Here is a 17,550-nt window from a genome sequence, read left to right as displayed (position 1 = left end):
TGTTTTTGCAGGTGCGCATGAATGCGCACCCTACGAAAACCCGGCTATAGCAACGTGGGGAGCGCATTTATCCGCGCCTGGGCATCTACGAGGCGGTACCGCACCAGCGCACTAACGTCAGCGCAATCGCTTTGGTGCAGGCCACCAGATCTGCAATCGGCACATGCTCGTTGGGCTGGTGCGACATCGCCGGATCGCCCGGACCGAAGTTCACCGTCGGCGTTTGCCCTAGCGTACTCGGCAGGCCAATATCACTATGCGCACCAAATCCAGCCAGCTGCGGATTCAGTGCGGCATCGGTAACACCCTGCTGGAAGGTGGTGACAAACGGATGATCCGCTTCGATTTCTGCGCAATCGGCATCCAGAATCCACTCGACCCTGGCCGGATGCCTGGCCAGATAAGGATCCAGCGCGCAAACCTTCGCGACATGTGCCTCAATCTCTTTTTTAACGTTGCCACCCAGCCCCATCTCATCCTTCTCCGATGGCAGATACTGCACATCAATCACAATCTCTGCGCGACCGGCAATTGAGGCGGGATGTTCACCCACTTTCAGCTGCGTCACGATAATCTGGTTGGGCAGTTCCATCAGCGGATGATTTTTGCTCGGCTGCGTCTGCCAGCGACGATTGAGCACATCGAGGCCATCCAGCATCTGCCGACACAGCATCACCGCATCCACCGGACCGCTGCTGTCCCAGCTGTTTGGCGTCAGCTCCGCATGCCCGCCGATGCCGTCGAGAATAATCCGTCCCCACAAAATACCGTGGCAGATGGGTGAAATGCGATTGGCGGTGGGTTCGGTCATAATGCCCGCATCCGCTTTAAATCCACGGTCGACCATCGCCAGCGATCCCATGCCGCCAATCTCCTCATCGACCACGGTGGTAAATACCACATCTCCCGCCAGGCGAATATTGAGGTCCTGCAACAGCTCTACCGCCATCAACATGCAGGCAACGCCGCCTTTCATATCGACCGCGCCTCGACCGTAAACGGCCGCGTTTTTGATTTCCGGTACAAAGGGATCGCTCAGCCAATGTTCCGGCGGGCCCGGCGGAACAACGTCAATATGGCCGGTGAGCATCAGCGATTTACCGCCGCCCGCCCCACTTAAGGTTCCCCCAAGATTTGGACGCCCCTCAAAGGTGCGGCCTTTATTGGCGCCCGGACGACCCTGATATTTCGCGTAGAGCGCAGGACCATCGGGATCCCATAAATCGGTCTCCATGCCTAGTGACGCAAGGCGCTGCTGCAGATAAAGCTGGCAATCGCGCTCGCCAGGACCGGCTTCACGCGGATCGACTTTGACGATGGAGGGAAACGCCAGCAGATCGCACAGCGTCTGCGCGATGCGTTCTGCGCTAGCGTCGACGTGTGCGCTGATGAGTTCAGTCAGATTCATGAGTTATCTCCGATAAATAAAAAGTCGTTGTGCCATCAAGACGATAATCAACAACATACCCACCACGCCCAGCTGCCAGACGCTATTTAAACCCAGCTGCAACATGCAGGTTTTAATAGTTACCAGCATCAGCGCGGCGGCCAATACGCCGACCACGCTGCCGCGTCCGCCAAAAATGGCCACGCCGCCGAGCAGTGCTGCGGTAAGGGATTCGAGTTCAAGATTGACGCCAATTTCCGGGCGCGCGCTACCTAACCAGGTGAGCGAGACGAACCCCGCGCAACCCGCCAGCAGGCCGCTCAGGCAATAGGCGAGCAAACGCAGGCGATCAACCGGAATGCCCACCAGCCGCGTGGCGTGTTCATTGAAGCCACAGGCGTAAATCCATTTCCCCCACGCGCTTTTACTCAGAATCAGCCAGGCGATGAGGAAAGCCGGTATCACGCAGGTGAGAAACGGTAATGGAATGAAGAATTGTGCGCCGCGTCCCCACTGGGTTAGTGCCGTGGGAACCCCGGCGATAGCGGCACCGCCGGTCAGCGCCAGTGCCAACCCAGAAAACAGGTAGAAGCTGCCCAGCGTGACGATGAGCGGCCAGAGCCGCAGCCGCGCAATCAGCCAACCGTTGATGGCGCCCGCCAGCGTGCCGGTGAGCAGACAGATCAGCGGTAGCCATGCCGGATTGATGCCCTGATCGAGCGCCAGCATGCCGAGAACCGCCGAAAGCGAAACGTTGCCGCCCACTGAGAGATCGATGCCGCCGCCTCCGGTCATCACCACTAACGATTGTCCCAGCGCGACCAGCGACAGCAAGGTAGCGAATTGCAGGATCGAGGTGATTGACCAGGACGCCAGCATCTGTGGCAACAGCAATACAATACCGATGGCCAGCAGCAGCCATAGCGCGATCAGCAGCGTTAAGTCAGGAGATTTACGCCATAACGTCATGCAAGCCTCCTGAAGGTAAATACGCGACTGCTGGCCGCTTCGCTACTCAATACGATGAGCAATACCGCGCCGGTCACCACCGTTTGCCACAGCGATGGAATGCCCACCAGCAGTAAGCCATTTTGCAGAATACGCAGCAGTAACACCCCAAGCAGCGTCCCCAGCAAGCTGCACGATCCCCCGGTAATCCGCGTGCCGCCTAGCACCACGGCGGCGATGGCTTCCAGCGCCAGGCTACCGCCCACCGTCATCTCGACGTTGCGATAAGTCGCGATATAGCAGGTGGCGGCAATACCGCACAGCAAACCGCTGATCATAAAGATGGCGATGCGTACCTGAGTGACCGGAATGCCCGCCAGCCGCGCTTTCTCCTCCGAGTTGCCCGCCGCCAGCAGCCACAAACCGTACGGCGTGTGACGCACTACCAGCCACACGCTGGCCCACACCAGCCCAATGATCCAGGCCATCACCGGCACGCCCAACAGGGAATGCATTAACCCGCCGGTTAACGTGCCTGGCAAACCGGAAAGCCACTGTCCGCCGAGCAGCGCAAACAGCCCGGTGCGCAACACGCCGAACAAGCCGAGGGTGCCAACAATCGCTGGAATACGACCAATCACTACCACCAGCGCGGTCATCAAGCCCAGCAGTAATCCGAGCAACGGGCCCGCCAGCGCCGCCAGCCATGGCGAATTCGTCAGCAGCAGCTGGCCAACCCCCCAGGCCGCTACGCCCATCACCACGCCGACGGACACATCCACGCCGCCCATGGCGATCACTAGCGTCATCCCTAGCGCGATCAACAGCAGTTCACTGCTATTGCGCAGAATGGTGAGCAGGTTATCCACCGTCGCGAACCAGGGAGAAAACCAGGAGAAACCGGCAATGGCGAGGAAGGCGATCGCCAGTAAAGCGATCTCCCGTGAAGTCATGTGCATGCGCATCCCCATTAGAATTTGAACTGGTCGACATTCTCTTTGGTAAATACTGCCGGCGCACCGAGCAGCAGTACGCCGGTTTTGCTATCAAACTTCACCGGCTCGGCGAAACCTGGCACGCGGTTTTCGGCGCTCAAGGCTTTGCCATCAATCAGCTGCTTACCGGCCCACACCGTCAGATAGCCAAGCTTCTCGGGATCCCACAGCACCGTGTAACCAAAAGCACCGCTTTTCAGATAGGCGCGCGCGGTGTTCGGGCTGCAAAAACCGCTGCCGATCACCTTGCCATTCTTACCGGCGGTTTCAATGGCCTGCGCGACGCCAGGGCAAGTGGTCGACGCCATGGCGATCAAGCCTTTAAGATCCGGATTGGCGGACATTAAATCGGTGGCGATCTGTGCCGCGCGGCTGGCGGAGCCACCGGCATATTGCGGTTTAAGCAAAGTAATGTGGGGATATTTGCTTTTCACCCGCTGCTGCATGAAGCCGATCCAGCTATTGAGATTAGATGCGGTGGCTTCACCGGAAACGATGCCGATTTTGCCGCGTTCGCCAACGCGTTTGACCATCTCGTCAATGATGGTTTCGCCCAATCCCTGATCGGTAGCCTGCGCGACATATACCGGACGGCCGCTGTCAGGGGCATCGCTGTCGCTGGTAAACAAATGCACATTATTCGCTTTCGCCTGCGCCAGTACCGGCGCAATGCTGGATGCATCCAGCACGCTGATGCCGATCGCGTTAACCTTCTGCGCAATCAGGTTCTGCACGATCTGCAGTTGATCCATTGGATTGGTGTCTACCGGACCGCTATAGACAAACTCGACGCCCAGATCGCTGGCCGCGCGTTTACCGCCCGCTTCCATCGCCTGGAAATAGGGAATGCCGATAATCTGTGGCACAAAGGCCACTTTTTCTGCGGCGAGGGAATAACCTGAAAACAGTAATGAGAGAGAACAGACTGCAGTAGCAATTCGACGCATTTTATTTCCCCTGGTTAATGGCAGAGCAATTACTGATTCTCAAACACGCGTGCATCGGGATGCGCGCCGGTAATGAGTGAAACGATTTCATCGGGTGAGGTTTCGGCGTGACGCCGCTCGGCAATTTTTCGTCCACGGCGGAACACCACCATGCGATCGGCCACCGCGAACACATCACTGATGTTGTGGCTGATCAGCACCACGGCGCAGCCGCGCGCCGCGAGTCGCCGCGTCAGCTGTAATACTTTTTGCGTTTCTGCAACGGCCAACGCGGCAGTTGGCTCATCCATAATCACCAGCTGCGCGTTGAGGTTGAGCGCGCGGCAGATCGCCACCGCCTGGCGCTGTCCGCCGGAGAGACTGCCGACCGACGCTTCGGCATCGGAGATATGCGCGTCAAGATCCTTTAACAGCTGATCGACCTGCTCACGCATCTCGCGTCGGCGTAGAAAAGGAATGCCCAGCACGCGGCGCTTGAGCTCACGGCCAAGGAAAACGTTCTCGGCAATGCTAAGGTTCTCCGCCAGCGCCAGCTCCTGATAAATGGTGGCGATGCCGTGTTCTGCAGCCTGGCGCGGCGAGGTGAATTTCACCGACTGGCCGTCAATCCACAGTTCGCCGTCGCTGGCGCTATAAGCACCCGACAGCACTTTGGTAAAGGTGGATTTCCCTGCGCCGTTATCGCCGAGCAGCGCCAGCACTTCGCCGCGATGAATGGTGAGATTGACCTGGTTAAGTGCCGTTAAGGCACCGAAGCGTTTGCAGATATTGCGCGCCTCAATAAAACACGTCGTCATCTTCTCTCCCCAGCGCTGAGATAGGCGGCGCTGTGGAAATCGATTTCCCACTGCAGCACCTGGCCGTAGAGAATGGATAAGCGGTTTTTTTCTGCCTCACTAAGATCCTGTGCACAGCGATCCAGCTCGGCTTTCAGCCACAGCGCCTGCTGATGAAACTCCTCTTCAGCATGCATATCGACCCAGCGACGGATGTCGTCATCCAGCAGCGGTTGGGCACTGACGCGTGCGCACCAGTGGTAATACATCCACTCGGCACCAAACATCAGCGTGATGATCTCGGCAAAACTGCCCTGCTTTGCGACGTTTAACATGCCATCGCGAAACGCCGTCACGCCGGGCAAATCATCCGGATAATCCGCCGTATTGATGTTGCGCCGCGCCAGCACCGCTTCAAACCAGGCAATTTGCGTATCCACCAGCGCATTTAACACGCCAATCAACCAGCGCTGCTGGCGAATATCCGGCGCTTTACTCACTGCCAGCGCAAAGATATTGATGGCAGTGGCGACAAAGTTGCCTTCAAACACCAGATAGCGATTAAACACGGCATCAGGCAGCTGATTGCGCTCGATATCCTGCACAAACTGATGCTGTTGCATCGCCAGCCATAGTGTTTGATGCTGCTGCAAAAGCTCATCAGAGAAGCCTTTCATCACGCCTCCTCCAGCGCCGCTTGCGCCACGGACATGAAGTGTTTGACGCGTGCAAGCTCAACCTCATTCCACCACACGCCATCCACTTTCAGCGTGCTGGCGACGATTACGCCCTGCGTGCGTTCAAGGATCTGGCAGATGTTGACGGGTGTTACGCCGGAACCAACCAGCAGCGGCAGCTCGGTAGCCGCACGGATTTCGTCGATTTCATCCAGCGTGGCGCTGTCGCCGGTGCGTTGCCCGGTGGCGATCACCGCATCCGCGTCAAAGAAATCCACGTCCCGCGTGAGCTCCTGAATGGAGCGGTCGGCAACAATCGCATGGCTGCCGTGTTTGACATGGCTATCGGCAAACACGCGGATATGTTCGGCCCGCAGCTGACTGCGGTAACGCAGCGCTTTTGCCGCCGCGCCTTCAATAAATCCTTCATTGGCGATATAGGCATTAGCCCACTGATTCACACGGACAAAATCAGCGCCGCCCGCCAGAGCGGTAGCAAAAGCAGGAATGGCGGCGTTGGCCAGCACATTAATACCGAGTGGCACGCCAAAACGTTCGCGAATTTTTTCCGTAATGACCGCCATAAAGGCAGCGGTTTCCGGACCAATATCCTCTGGTTTGGCAAAAGGAATATCACCGTGATTTTCTACGATCAAACCATGTACACCACCCGATATATAATTTTCGGCATCACGCAGCGCACGCTCAATAATAGCGGGGAGCGGCTTACCTTGATATTTAGGCGCCCCCGGAAAAGCCTCGCAATGAATAACACCTATCACTGCTTTCTTTCTGGAAAAAATATCTTGTATTGCGCTACTTTTTCCTGCTGATATAGAAGCCATCTTCTTCACCTTATTAATGAGAACCATTATGCGAATTTATGTTGCAGGTAATATTGTTGTTGATGAAACCTGGTCCATTAACGATTTGCCTCAAAAGGGCGCGTCTATCCATGGCGTAAAAACATCGCAGGATATTGGCGGCAAAGGCGCTAATCAGGCGATTGTTATTTCACGCTGCGGTATCGATACACGTTTAATTGCCGCAATAGGCGACGACAGCAATGGACGCTGGATTCGTGAGAATATCGCTCATGAACCGGTGACACTTTTTCCCACTGAATATTCATCCCCTCACAGTGACGCCTCAATTATTTTAAACAGCAGCGATGGTGACAATGCCATTATTACCACCACCGCAGCGGCCGATGCCTTAACGGTGGAGATGATTCTGCCCTATTTAGCCGATGCCGCTCCGGGTGATATTTTGCTGCAGCAAGGCAATTTCTCCATAGAGAAAACCCGCGCGCTGTTCAGCTGGGCAAAAACCAGAGGGATGAAAACCGTGTTTAATCCCTCACCGGTCAATCCTGACTTCGCGCAACTTTGGCCGCTGGTCGATATTGCCGTTGTGAACCAGCTGGAAGCCGATTTATTGCAACCGGCTGGCGTCAGCACCCTCATCGTTACTCAGGGCGCTGCCGGTGCGCTGCTTTTCACCGCCACGCAACGCAGCTTTTGCCCCGCCTCACCGACGCAGGCGGTGGACAGCACCGGTGCGGGCGATACCTTCCTCGCCGTGCTGCTGGCGTCTGCGCTCCTGCGCGGCGTGGAACCCGATCGGCTTGCTTTACAACATGCCAGCCAGGCAGCCGCCATCACCGTGAGCCGTACCGGCACCGTGACGGCTTTCCCTTCGCAACAGGAACTCGCCGCGCTGCTGGCTACGCGCAGCGAGTAACCGGTTACTTGAACAGCGGACGATAAGTATCGACGTTCGCTTTGGTCACCACGGTGGCTGGAACCAGAATGGTTTTACTCACCGTTTTCCCTGCCGACAGCGTGTTGAGGGCTTTCAGCGCCTCTTCGCCCATCTTTTTCGGATCCTGCTGCAGCACAGCAGTAACGTAACCGCCATCAATACCGCTGATGGCTTTGGCCGTCAGATCCCATCCGAATACTTTGATCGCTTTCTGCCGTCCCTGGTTTTCCACGGCGGCAATCGCGCCCAGCAGTGCCGGTTCTCCGGTGGCATAAATTGCCGTTAAATCAGGATTGCCGGTGATAAGGTTTTCCGCTGCCGTCATGGCGTTGTCCTGGATATTCTGACCATCCACCACATCGGCAACGGTGATGTTGCTATTGCTCTTGATGGTCTCTTCAAAGCCTTTCTGACGCTGGTTCTGGATCGCCGAATTAAGGGCACCGACAATGCCCAGGCGTGCCTTGCCACCCATCTCTTTCGCCACGTAATCGACAAAATATTTACCGAGTATTTTTCCGCCTTCCAGATTATCCACGCCAACCTGTGACGCTTGTGGACCCGCTGGTAATACCGCATCGATGGCAATTACGGGAATGTTCGCGGCAGCGGCTTCTTTAATCGCCGGCATAATTCCGTTGACGTCAATAGCATCAACCAGAATGCCTTTCACACCTTGCTGAATATAGTTTTCAATTGCATCGTTCTGCGCAACCGGATTATCGGTGGCATTGAAAATAACCAGATCTTTACCACTGGCTTTAGCGGCTTCTTGCGCGCCCTGATTCATCAGATTAAAGAATAATGCCTGCTGATTAATTTGCACTAAGGCATAAGTTGGTGCGGCTTGCGCCAGGGAAAAAAGGGAACCCGCAGAAATTAAGCCTGTAGCCAAAACCAATGAACGCAGTTTTCCGGTGAAAGATAACATCATGGTGTTCCTCGTCGGGAATAAATAATAATCAGCGTTTCCCAGCGTTAAGACACTGAGATTATTTTTGGCGGGCAAATATCGATGGATATGCTGTTCACACTGCGCAGGTGCAGTGTTTTTAAAACGCCCTGCTTACGTTTTTTCGGCAACCCATCCGCTAGGAATACCTGATGAAATAACGAAAGTCAGTTTGGGAATGGATTCCCGGTACTGCGGTAAACTGTGCATACAATTCGCTGAGTGACTTTTTTTGTCAAGTGTTTATTTATGCGCCAGTGGGCAAAGGAAAGCGCTGTATCAGCCGCGCTTAAGTGTGTTACAGATATTGGTGTGGATAAAAACGCATCCTCTTGCGACTCCGCGCGTTATTGTGAGGTCGCCATAAATGGCGACCCTACGATTGATCGGCACGTTTTGTAGGGTCGCCATTCATGGCGACCGAGAAATGGCGACCCTACGATTAATCGGCACGTTTTGTAGGGTCGCCATTCATGGCGACCGAGAAATGGCGACCTTACGATTGATCGGCACGTTTTGTAGAGCCGCCATTCATGGCGACCGATAAATCACTATGGCGAGGAACATGAGTACAAAACGCGTGTTGTTATCTGACGTGGCGAAATTAGCAGGGCTCTCCAAGGCCACGGTCTCTCGCTATCTGAATCACAGCATTGTGTTGCCGCAGGAGACGATTGACCGCATTGAAGCTGCCATTCACCAGCTCGATTATCGCGGCAACAGCCTGGCGCGACGCCTGAGCAAAGGCGGCAGCGAAACCCTGGGTTTAGTGCTGCCCGATATCACCAACTCCTTCTTCGCTGAACTGGCCGACGCGGCAGAAGAGGCGGCATCAGCGCGCGGTTACAGTTTGGTACTCTGCATCACCCGCAACAATCCCGACAAAGAGGCGCAGTTCATTCGCTGGCTGGACACACGCCAGGTCGATGGCCTGCTGTTTACCACCAACCGTCCAGATAACGGCTTGCTGCGTAAAGAGATGCAGCGTCATCAGCATATAGTATTACTCGATGAAGATATTCCCGGCAGCAGCGTACCAAAAGTATTTGCTGACAACGTGCAAGGCGGGCGTATCGCGACTGAACAGCTGATCGCTGCGGGACATCGTCATATCGCCTTTATTGGCGGTCCGGAACAGCTGATGAGCGTGCGCGAACGTTATCTCGGCTTCTGCACCGCGATGAAGCAGGCCGGTTTGTCGGTACCCGACGAATGGGTCATGTACGGTAACTACGAACGTGAGTTTGGTCAGCAGGCTTTGCAGCAGCTGTTCAGCCAGTCTCAACGCCCCTCCGCCGTGTTTGCCGCCAGTGATTATCTGGTGCTGGGCTTGCTGGATGGCTTACGTGCCAGCGGCCTTCAGGCCCCCGCTGCACTTTCACTGGTTGGCTTTGATGACGCCAACTACACCGACCTGACGCAGCCGCGCATCTCCACCATTCGCCAACCCGCCCGGGAACTGGGTTATACCGCAGTAGATATCATGCTGCGCCTGCTCAACAACGAAGCCAATATTCCATTGGAAACTCGCTTGCCGGTCGAATGGGTTGGACGCGATTCGATCCAGCTCTGCTGCCCCTGAACCAAAATGGCGCAAAATTGCACAACTTTGGCGCAAAAGATGATCAAAAATCACCAGCGTATTGCCTTTTAGTAAACCGGTTTACCTCGCTACGCACATTTAGCCTATTGAATTAACGATATTTTTGCCTTCACAATACTGGCTAAATTATAACCTGGCACAGAAACTGCAATATTCCTCCCGGCAAACAAATATCGTTGTATCCAGAGCCAGCACGTATCAGGTTATGTTGTATCCGGCAGGTAAACCGGTTTACTAGCATGTAAACCGCGCCAGATCCGACCTTTCCCGCTGACTAACAATTGTCCCGGTAACCGCAATGGGAGTGATCAGATGCAGCAGCCACACGCTACCCCGGCACGGGTAGAAATGATTAACATCACCAAAACTTACGGTTCGATACGATCCCTGCGCGGCGTGAATTTGCAGCTGGCGCCAGGGGAAGTGCTGGGATTGGTGGGCGATAACGGTGCGGGCAAATCAACCCTGACCAAAGTGCTCTCCGGTGCGGTGGTGCCCACCAGCGGTGCCATTCGCATCGACGGTGAGCAGCAGCACTTCACCAATCCGGCGGATTCGCGCCGTTGTCACATTGAGATGGTCTACCAGGATTTATCGCTGTGCGACACGGTGGATGTCGCCGGTAATCTGTTTATGGGCCGCGAGCCAATGAAATCGGTGCTCGGCATCCCTTTTCTCGATCAGGCCAAAATGCATGCCGAAGCACGCGATATGCTGAAAGGTTTGGGTATTTCGATTCCCGATACGCGTTTGCTGGTGCGCAATTTATCCGGCGGCCAACGGCAGGCGATTGCTATTGCCCGCGCCGCCGCCTTCGATCCGAAAGTGCTGATCATGGATGAGCCGACCGCTGCGTTAGCCGTAGCGGAAGTGGAAGCGGTGCTGGAGCTGATACGGCGCGTCTCTGCGCGCGGGGTTAGCGTCATCCTCATCACCCATCGTTTGCAGGATCTGTTCTTGGTGTGCGACCGCATTATGGTGATGTACGAAGGCACCAACGTAGCGGATCGCCGCGTAGCGGATACCAGCCTGAGCGATATCGTTAATTTGATCGTGGGTGAGAAATTTACCGCTCATTCGGCGGCTGCACACTGAGGTAATGGGATGAGCATCATGAATTTAAGCAGTTCGCGCATGATTCAGCATTCGCTACCGCGTCGCCTGCTGCATAACCATTCGGGCGTGGTGAGCATTGCGCTGTTTTTCATCTTTTGCTGCGTGGTGTTTTCGCTGATCACCAGCAACTTTCTCACCAGCACTAACTGGCTGAATATCATTCGGCAAAGTGCTCCGCTGCTGATCGTTGCAACCGCAATGACGTTGGTGATCACTACCGGCGGCATTGATTTGTCGGTGGGTTCGACGCTGGCGCTGGTTGGCGCGCTTTCCGCTATCGCGCTTAACAACTGGGGCTTATCCTGGCCAGTGGTGCTGATCGGTGGATTGCTGCTGGGCGGATTAGTTGGCGCCATCAATGGCTTCTTTATCGCCTTTGAGGGAATTCCGGCGTTTATCGTCACCCTGGCCACGCTGGCGGTAGTGCGCGGAGTGGCATTGCTGGTCACGCAAGGTTATTCCATTCCGGTGCCGGCCGACAGCTTGTTTACCTTTATGGGGCGCGCCTGGGTGCTTGGCGTTCCGATGCCCGCGCTGATTGGCATCGTAGTCCTGTTTGCCGGGCATATTGTGCTGAACCATATGCGTTTTGGCCGCTACGTTACGGCGATTGGCGCCAATGCGGAAGGTGCACGTCGCAGCGGTATCAACACCAAAGCGGTGACCATGAAGGTCTATATCATTAGCGGCATGGCAGCGGCGCTGGCGGGGATGATCATTACCGCGCGTCTCGGCAGCGGCTCATCCAATCAGGGTGAAGGCTTTGAACTGCAGGTGATTGCTGCCGTAGTGCTGGGCAGCACCAGCCTGTTTGGCGGCTTTGGCACCGTTATCGGCACGCTGCTGGGCGCGCTGTCGATTGCCATCATCCAGAACGGACTGATTCTGTCGCACATCTCGCCGTTCTATACGCAAATCGCCACCGGCACCATCATTCTGCTCGCTATCTGGCTGAATACCCGCATTCTCAACCCCGCCCGCGCGCCGGCAAAAGGATAGCCCATGAAAGGATCGATTTTCCGTCATGCCGATCCGTTACCGCTTGGCGTTACAAGTGGCTACGTGATGACGGTTTTAGGACCGCTACCGCTGGCTGAGATGGGCGTGACCTTGATGCACGAACACATTCTGCTGGACGCTTCCGGCAAATGGGTGCCGCCCTGCTGTTGCAGCGATCGTCATATTGCCGAGATGCCAGTCAAGATCGAGAACCTCGGCGAACTGGCCATGAACCCGCTGATGAGCCGCGATAACTGCCAACTGTTTGACGTCGACCTGGCGATTGAAGAGTTGATGAAGTACCGCGCGTTGGGGGGTGAAACCATTATTGATCCAACCAATATCGGCATTGGCCGCGACCCGAAGGGCTTACAGCGTATCGCCCGCTTGACCGGTCTCAACATAGTGATGGGCACTGGACTTTACCTCGAGCCCTCGCATCCCGCATGGGTGAAAAGTATCAGCGTGGAGCAGCTTAGCGAAAAATTGATCTTTGATCTCGGTGGCGCAGCGGAAAAACCGGAGGTGATTGCCGGACTGATCGGTGAAATCGGTATCTCCAGCCACTTTACCGCCGATGAAGAGAAATCGTTGCGCGCGGCGGGACGCGCCAGTGCGGCAACCGGCGTGCCGATTCAGGTGCATCTGCCGGGTTGGGAACGTTTAGGCCATAAGGTGCTGGATATCTTGCAGCAGGAAGGCGCCGATCTGCGTCACACCGTGCTGTGCCATATGAATCCTAGCTTTGCCGATAAACGCTATCAGCGTGAACTGGCCGATCGCGGGGTGTTCCTTGAATACGACATGATCGGCATGAGCTATTACTACGCCGATGAATCGGCGCAATCACCTTCCGATGAAGAGAACGCGCGCGCCATCTGCGAATTGATCGATGACGGCTACCTCCAGCAAATTTTGCTGTCGCAGGATGTGTTCCTGAAAACCATGCTAACGCGCTTTGGCGGCCACGGTTATGGCTACATCCTCAAACATTTTGTCCCGCGCCTGAAACGTCACGGCGTCAGCGGCGAACAACTCGAAACCTTATTGATTGCTAACCCGCAGCGCGTATTTGGCGGGTGAAAGGGAAAATTATCATGCAGAAACAAGTCTTGCTGGTGGGCGAATCCTGGACCAGCACCTCGAACCACATTAAAGGCTTTGACCAATTCTCCACCGCCACCTGGCATACCGGCGCCAGCGATTTTATCGCGGCGTTAAAGGAGAGCGATTACGCCGTCACGCACATGCCGGCACACGCTGCGGCCACCGATTTCCCACTCACGCTGGAAGGATTGCAGCAGTGGGATGTGATTATTCTTTCGGATATTGGTGCCAATACGCTGCTGCTGCATCCCGATACCTGGCTAAAAAGCCGTCGCACCGCCAACCGCTTATCGCTGATCCACGATTACGTGGCGGCGGGCGGCAGCCTGATGATGATTGGTGGTTACTTCAGTTTTCAGGGTATCAATGGCGGTGCGCGCTTCCGCCATACGCTGGTGGAAAAAGTCCTGCCGGTGCGCTGTCTCGCCTGGGATGATCGTGTTGAAACGCCCGAAGGATCGACGCTGGAGATGACGCAGCCGCATGCGGTATTCAACAATATTTCCGGCGAATGGCCGTGGATGCTGGGATACAACGAAGTGGAGATGCAGCCTGAAGGTACGCTGCTGGCGACCGTTGCTGGCACCGCGCATCCATTATTAGCGGTGCGGGAATATGAAAAAGGGCGATCGCTGGTGTGGACCAGCGATATGTCGGCACACTGGCTACCGCAAGAGTTTACGCAATGGCCCGGCTATCGCCAGCTGTGGATTAACTGCTTCGACTGGCTAACGGAGCGCGCCTGATGCCTCCCGCTTCGCTCGCCCTTACCCAACATTTGCTCGGTTTCGATACGATCAATCCGCCCGGTAATGAAGCGGCGTGCATGCAGTTTTTGGCCGATTGGCTGAGCGAGCGAGGTTTTGCGGTTAACTTGTCGTCTTTTGGTGCTGGCCGCAGCAATCTGATTGCGCATCTTCACGGCGCATCGCCCGGCAAACCGCTGGCGTTTACCGGCCATCTGGATACCGTGCCGCTCGGCAATCAACCCTGGCAACACGATCCTTTTGGCTCGGATATCGTGGCCGATCGGCTTTATGGACGCGGTTCGAGTGATATGAAAGCGGCGATAGCGGCTTTTGCTTTCGCCTGCCTCCAGCAGCAAACGGCGATTCGTACCGGGCGCGGCGTGGTTCTGCTGATCACCGGCGGTGAAGAAACGGGCTGTGAAGGCGCACAGTCGCTAATTGATGCCGGCACGTTGCCGGAAATTGGGGCCCTAATCGTCGGCGAACCGACAGCCAATTATCCGGTGATTGGGCATAAAGGTGCACTGTGGCTTCGCTGCGAGACGCGCGGAAAAACCGCCCATGGCGCGATGCCGGAACTGGGAATCAACGCTATTTACCTCGCGGCTGATGCGTTAGGCAAAATCCGCCGCTTTTCTCCCGGCGCACCGCATCCGTTGATGAAGCAGCCCACGCTGAATGTGGGACGGATTCAGGGCGGTTTAAACATTAACTCGGTGCCGGATCGCACGGCATTTGATGTTGATATTCGCAGCGCGCCGAATTTGCAACACGCAACAATTCGCCAGCGGTTAGCGGCGATGCTCGGAGAAGAGGTGCAGATCACCACCCTGGTCGATCTGCCTGCCGTATTGAGTTCCGAAGAGAATCAGTGGATCCAATCGGTCTATCGTCGCTGCCAGGCGCTTTTCACGCAGCCGTTAGCCGCGCGCGTTGTGCCCTACTTTACCGATGCCTCGCTGCTGCTGCCCGCGCTGGGTAATCCGCCATGTATTATATTAGGCCCGGGCGAACCGACGATGGCGCACCAGACCGATGAGTATTGTTCGTTGAGTAAGCTGGGGGAAGCCGAGCAGTTATATGGGCAGATTATTGCGGATTGGATGAAGGTATAGAAGCGGTCGCCATGAATGGCGGAATGTCGCTCACTTAACCTATTTATACAGGTGCGCATCAATGCGCACCCTACGAAAGCCCCGCACTATTAACGTAGGGTCGCCATTGATGGCGACCTGCGGGATTGCTGGGTGCACAATCCTGCGCACCCAGCATTTTCCTCAGAAACGATAGGTCGCGGATACCGAGACGTTACGCGGCTCACCGTAAACAATCCCGCCGTTGCCGACGTTGTTGTCGTACTCTTTGTCGAACAGGTTGTTGATGTTCGCTTGCAGCGAAACGTTTTTGGTCACGTCGTAGCGCGCGAACAGATCCACCAGCGAATAGCTGCCTTGGCGAGCACGCCAGGTGCCGTTGCCTTCCGGACCGGCAAGATCGCTGTAAGTCTTCGATTGCCAGGTCACACCACCACCGACCGTCAGCGCCTCTAGCATCGGCAAGCGATAGCTGGTGAAGAGATTGAATGACGTGCGCGGCAGCTGCGAATTGTAATTTTCGCCCTCACGATCTTCCGCCACATAGCTGGTTCCGCCGAAGGTCATCTGCCAGTTATCCGTCACCGCGCCGTTCACCTCGAACTCAACGCCACGGCTCACCACGCCACTTTTACCTACATAGATCGCATTACCGGTTTCAGGGTTGGTTTGTCCTGTGGCTTCACCGACGTTATCCAGTTCGGTGCGGAATACCGAAATTGAGGTGGTCAGGCGACTGTTAAACCAATCCGACTTCACCCCCGCTTCGTAGTTTTTACCAATCACTGGCGCCAGGAATCCGCCTGAAGAATCCTGGTAATCCTGCGGCTGGAACACCGAAGTGTAGCTGGCATACGCTGACCAATTATCGTAGAAGTCCCAAATCACGCCGCCATATGGCGTGATGTTGTTCTTCTCCATCTCTTCCGTCAGCGTCTGACGATTCCAGTTGGTATAACGCGCGCCCAGGATCACATGTAGCGGATCGGCCAGCGAAATGCGGGTTGCCAGATAAGCAGACTTCTGGCGCACCAGTTGGGTATCCGAAGCGGGTTCGCGTGGATTCCAGTCAGACTCCGGGAAGTTACCGTTGTAATCGTAGAAATTACCCAGTTGCGCCGGTGAAATGTTGGTCCAGGCACTGTAGTACTTATTATCCTGACGGCTGTAATTGATGCCCAGCATCAACTCATGCTGACGGCCAAACATCTCATATGGGCCGCTGGCAAAGGCATCCACCGCATCCACTTTACGTTTACCGGTGTTGTAGCCAGTACCGCCGACGGCGTCATAAGCATAAGAGGCAGGATACTGATTGACGGCAACGCCGGTGTCTTTATTGATATAGCTATCGATATACAGTTGCTTACTATCCAGAGTCATCTGGTTATGCGTGCCGTTAAGCGTGATGTTCCAGCCGTTATCAAAGTTTTGCTGCAGGTTAATAAAGACTTTATTGTTTTCTTTATTGTTATAAGCCCAATCCGGCGCGGTGTTATAACCACGGCGCAGTTTCACCTGCGAGCCGTCGGTATACCAGCGGGGTGAACCACCCCACATTGGCGAATCGGTATTCACCTGGCTGAACTCATAGCCTACCGACAATTTCGTGGCATCGGTCAGATCGGCATCGACTACGCCATAGACGAACTTCTTGTCTGCGCCATAGCGTTCGATAAAGCTGTTTTTGTCTTCATAGCCCGTCACCAGGCGTCCACGCACGTTACCTTCTGGCGACAGCGGCGCAGAGAGGTCCGCAACGTAACGCTGCTTATTCCAGCTGCCGTAGCTGGCAGAAACACTGCCGGTGAACGCTTTGCTATCGGCGTGCTTGCGCACCATGTTGATTGAAGCGGAGGGATTGCCCGGTCCGGTTAGCAAACCTGTGGCGCCGCGAACCACTTCAACGCGTTCATACAGCGCCATATCGCTCTGCGCATCGCCCAGATTCCAGCGCGAAGCGAAGGCGGTTGGGATGCCATCGACCATGTAGTTGTCGATCATAAAACCGCGCGAATAGTAGTTGGTGCGATCCATATCACTCGAGACGCCGTGAATGCCGGTGGTATTCGACAACACATCATTCAGCGATTGCAGCTGCTGATCTTCCATCCGCTGCTTGCTAACAATCGAAACCGATTGCGGAATATCGCGCGCGGTCAGCGCCATTTTGGTACCGGCACGCGTCACGGGAACGCTGTAATCTTTGGCGGCCTGCTCTTGCTGATCCGCGCTGGCGCTGGCATCAACGTTCAGAGTCTGTTCGGGAGGGGTGGATTCCGCTGCTTGCGCGATACCCGACGCAATCAACATAGCCAGTAAAGAGAGACGCAGCGCACGCTGAGGCACACTGCCGGGTTTCCTGACGCGCAAATCTTCGAAAGACATACGATTCCTCAATCAACTTATCGTTATTTTTTTCGGCATCGCAGCGTC

At 55.6% G+C, this 17,550-nt stretch carries 16 protein-coding genes; 7 read left to right on the top strand and 9 right to left on the bottom strand.

From position 1 onward, the window contains the following. Positions 1–85: 85 nt before the first annotated feature. From CRO19_RS20935 to CRO19_RS20905, 7 genes are read right to left on the bottom strand one after another with little or no spacing between them, the layout of a single operon-like run. Positions 86–1,408 (bottom strand): M20 family metallopeptidase, encoded by a 1,323-nt coding sequence (locus tag CRO19_RS20935; RefSeq protein ID WP_097097769.1) that lies wholly within the window; start codon positions 1,406–1,408, stop codon positions 86–88. Between the two features lie 3 nt (positions 1,409–1,411). Next, positions 1,412–2,356 carry an ABC transporter permease gene (locus CRO19_RS20930; RefSeq protein WP_097097768.1) on the bottom strand — a complete coding sequence of 315 codons (945 nt, stop codon included), beginning with the start codon at positions 2,354–2,356 and terminating at the stop codon, positions 1,412–1,414. Next, a complete protein-coding gene (locus CRO19_RS20925) occupies positions 2,353–3,294 on the bottom strand; it encodes an ABC transporter permease (RefSeq protein WP_097097767.1) in 942 nt (313 codons plus the stop codon). The genes CRO19_RS20930 and CRO19_RS20925 overlap by 4 nt, the downstream gene beginning before the upstream one ends. Before the next feature lie 11 nt (positions 3,295–3,305). Then, the gene (locus CRO19_RS20920; RefSeq protein WP_097097766.1) at positions 3,306–4,277 is read right to left on the bottom strand and encodes an autoinducer 2 ABC transporter substrate-binding protein; all 972 of its coding nucleotides are present in this window, start codon (positions 4,275–4,277) and stop codon (positions 3,306–3,308) included. Between the two features lie 29 nt (positions 4,278–4,306). After that, positions 4,307–5,074: an ATP-binding cassette domain-containing protein gene (locus tag CRO19_RS20915; RefSeq protein ID WP_097097765.1), complete on the bottom strand. Its 768-nt coding sequence runs from the start codon at positions 5,072–5,074 to the stop codon at positions 4,307–4,309. Further along, positions 5,071–5,730, bottom strand: coding sequence for a TenA family protein (locus CRO19_RS20910; protein ID WP_097097764.1), 660 nt, complete (start codon positions 5,728–5,730; stop codon positions 5,071–5,073). The genes CRO19_RS20915 and CRO19_RS20910 overlap by 4 nt, the downstream gene beginning before the upstream one ends. Beyond that, positions 5,730–6,575 (bottom strand): BtpA/SgcQ family protein, encoded by an 846-nt coding sequence (locus tag CRO19_RS20905; protein ID WP_097097763.1) that lies wholly within the window; start codon positions 6,573–6,575, stop codon positions 5,730–5,732. The genes CRO19_RS20910 and CRO19_RS20905 overlap by 1 nt, the downstream gene beginning before the upstream one ends. A 28-nt stretch (positions 6,576–6,603) precedes the next feature. Here CRO19_RS20905 and CRO19_RS20900 point away from each other — a divergent pair, with 28 nt between their 5' ends. Beyond that, on the top strand, positions 6,604–7,473 hold the full coding sequence (locus tag CRO19_RS20900; RefSeq protein ID WP_097097762.1) for a PfkB family carbohydrate kinase: 870 nt from the start codon (positions 6,604–6,606) through the stop codon (positions 7,471–7,473). A gap of 4 nt (positions 7,474–7,477) precedes the next feature. Here the strand turns inward: CRO19_RS20900 and CRO19_RS20895 are convergent, their stop codons facing one another. Next, positions 7,478–8,428, bottom strand: a complete 951-nt coding sequence (locus CRO19_RS20895; RefSeq protein WP_097097761.1) for an ABC transporter substrate-binding protein — start codon at positions 8,426–8,428, stop codon at positions 7,478–7,480. Positions 8,429–8,999: 571 nt separating this feature from the next. Here CRO19_RS20895 and CRO19_RS20890 point away from each other — a divergent pair. The 6 genes from CRO19_RS20890 (at position 9,000) to CRO19_RS20865 (ending at position 15,135) form a co-directional block, all read left to right on the top strand. Next, a complete protein-coding gene (locus CRO19_RS20890) occupies positions 9,000–10,028 on the top strand; it encodes a substrate-binding domain-containing protein (protein WP_097097760.1) in 1,029 nt (342 codons plus the stop codon). Between the two features lie 369 nt (positions 10,029–10,397). Beyond that, the gene (locus CRO19_RS20885; RefSeq protein WP_176519248.1) at positions 10,398–11,144 is read left to right on the top strand and encodes an ATP-binding cassette domain-containing protein; all 747 of its coding nucleotides are present in this window, start codon (positions 10,398–10,400) and stop codon (positions 11,142–11,144) included. Positions 11,145–11,162: 18 nt separating this feature from the next. Further along, entirely contained in the window at positions 11,163–12,164 is a 1,002-nt protein-coding gene (locus tag CRO19_RS20880; protein ID WP_176519246.1) for an ABC transporter permease, read from the top strand. A 3-nt stretch (positions 12,165–12,167) separates the two neighbouring features. After that, positions 12,168–13,247, top strand: a complete 1,080-nt coding sequence (locus tag CRO19_RS20875; protein ID WP_097097757.1) for a phosphotriesterase family protein — start codon at positions 12,168–12,170, stop codon at positions 13,245–13,247. A gap of 14 nt (positions 13,248–13,261) precedes the next feature. After that, entirely contained in the window at positions 13,262–14,017 is a 756-nt protein-coding gene (locus CRO19_RS20870; RefSeq protein WP_097097756.1) for a glutamine amidotransferase, read from the top strand. Continuing rightward, on the top strand, positions 14,017–15,135 hold the full coding sequence (locus CRO19_RS20865; RefSeq protein WP_097097755.1) for a M20 family metallopeptidase: 1,119 nt from the start codon (positions 14,017–14,019) through the stop codon (positions 15,133–15,135). The genes CRO19_RS20870 and CRO19_RS20865 overlap by 1 nt, the downstream gene beginning before the upstream one ends. Positions 15,136–15,297: 162 nt before the next feature. Here CRO19_RS20865 and fhuE read toward each other — a convergent pair whose 3' ends face one another. Beyond that, a complete protein-coding gene (fhuE, locus tag CRO19_RS20860; protein WP_097097754.1) occupies positions 15,298–17,502 on the bottom strand; it encodes a ferric-rhodotorulic acid/ferric-coprogen receptor FhuE in 2,205 nt (734 codons plus the stop codon). Positions 17,503–17,550 lie beyond the last annotated feature (48 nt).

Origin of the sequence: Candidatus Pantoea floridensis (assembly GCF_900215435.1) — a bacterium.
GTDB lineage: Bacteria > Pseudomonadota > Gammaproteobacteria > Enterobacterales > Enterobacteriaceae > Pantoea > Pantoea floridensis.
The sequence above is the reverse complement of the archived record's forward strand: the minus strand, read 5'-3'. Positions and strand labels throughout refer to the sequence as shown.

Coding starts and splice junctions, on each gene's coding strand:
- CRO19_RS20935 (WP_097097769.1), bottom strand. CDS start 1,408: ATGAATCTGACTGAACTCATCAGCGCACACGTCGACGCTAGCGCAGAA.
- CRO19_RS20930 (WP_097097768.1), bottom strand. CDS start 2,356: ATGACGTTATGGCGTAAATCTCCTGACTTAACGCTGCTGATCGCGCTA.
- CRO19_RS20925 (WP_097097767.1), bottom strand. CDS start 3,294: ATGCACATGACTTCACGGGAGATCGCTTTACTGGCGATCGCCTTCCTC.
- CRO19_RS20920 (WP_097097766.1), bottom strand. CDS start 4,277: ATGCGTCGAATTGCTACTGCAGTCTGTTCTCTCTCATTACTGTTTTCA.
- CRO19_RS20915 (WP_097097765.1), bottom strand. CDS start 5,074: ATGACGACGTGTTTTATTGAGGCGCGCAATATCTGCAAACGCTTCGGT.
- CRO19_RS20910 (WP_097097764.1), bottom strand. CDS start 5,730: ATGAAAGGCTTCTCTGATGAGCTTTTGCAGCAGCATCAAACACTATGG.
- CRO19_RS20905 (WP_097097763.1), bottom strand. CDS start 6,575: ATGGCTTCTATATCAGCAGGAAAAAGTAGCGCAATACAAGATATTTTT.
- CRO19_RS20900 (WP_097097762.1), top strand. CDS start 6,604: ATGCGAATTTATGTTGCAGGTAATATTGTTGTTGATGAAACCTGGTCC.
- CRO19_RS20895 (WP_097097761.1), bottom strand. CDS start 8,428: ATGATGTTATCTTTCACCGGAAAACTGCGTTCATTGGTTTTGGCTACA.
- CRO19_RS20890 (WP_097097760.1), top strand. CDS start 9,000: ATGGCGAGGAACATGAGTACAAAACGCGTGTTGTTATCTGACGTGGCG.
- CRO19_RS20885 (WP_176519248.1), top strand. CDS start 10,398: ATGATTAACATCACCAAAACTTACGGTTCGATACGATCCCTGCGCGGC.
- CRO19_RS20880 (WP_176519246.1), top strand. CDS start 11,163: ATGAATTTAAGCAGTTCGCGCATGATTCAGCATTCGCTACCGCGTCGC.
- CRO19_RS20875 (WP_097097757.1), top strand. CDS start 12,168: ATGAAAGGATCGATTTTCCGTCATGCCGATCCGTTACCGCTTGGCGTT.
- CRO19_RS20870 (WP_097097756.1), top strand. CDS start 13,262: ATGCAGAAACAAGTCTTGCTGGTGGGCGAATCCTGGACCAGCACCTCG.
- CRO19_RS20865 (WP_097097755.1), top strand. CDS start 14,017: ATGCCTCCCGCTTCGCTCGCCCTTACCCAACATTTGCTCGGTTTCGAT.
- fhuE (WP_097097754.1), bottom strand. CDS start 17,502: ATGTCTTTCGAAGATTTGCGCGTCAGGAAACCCGGCAGTGTGCCTCAG.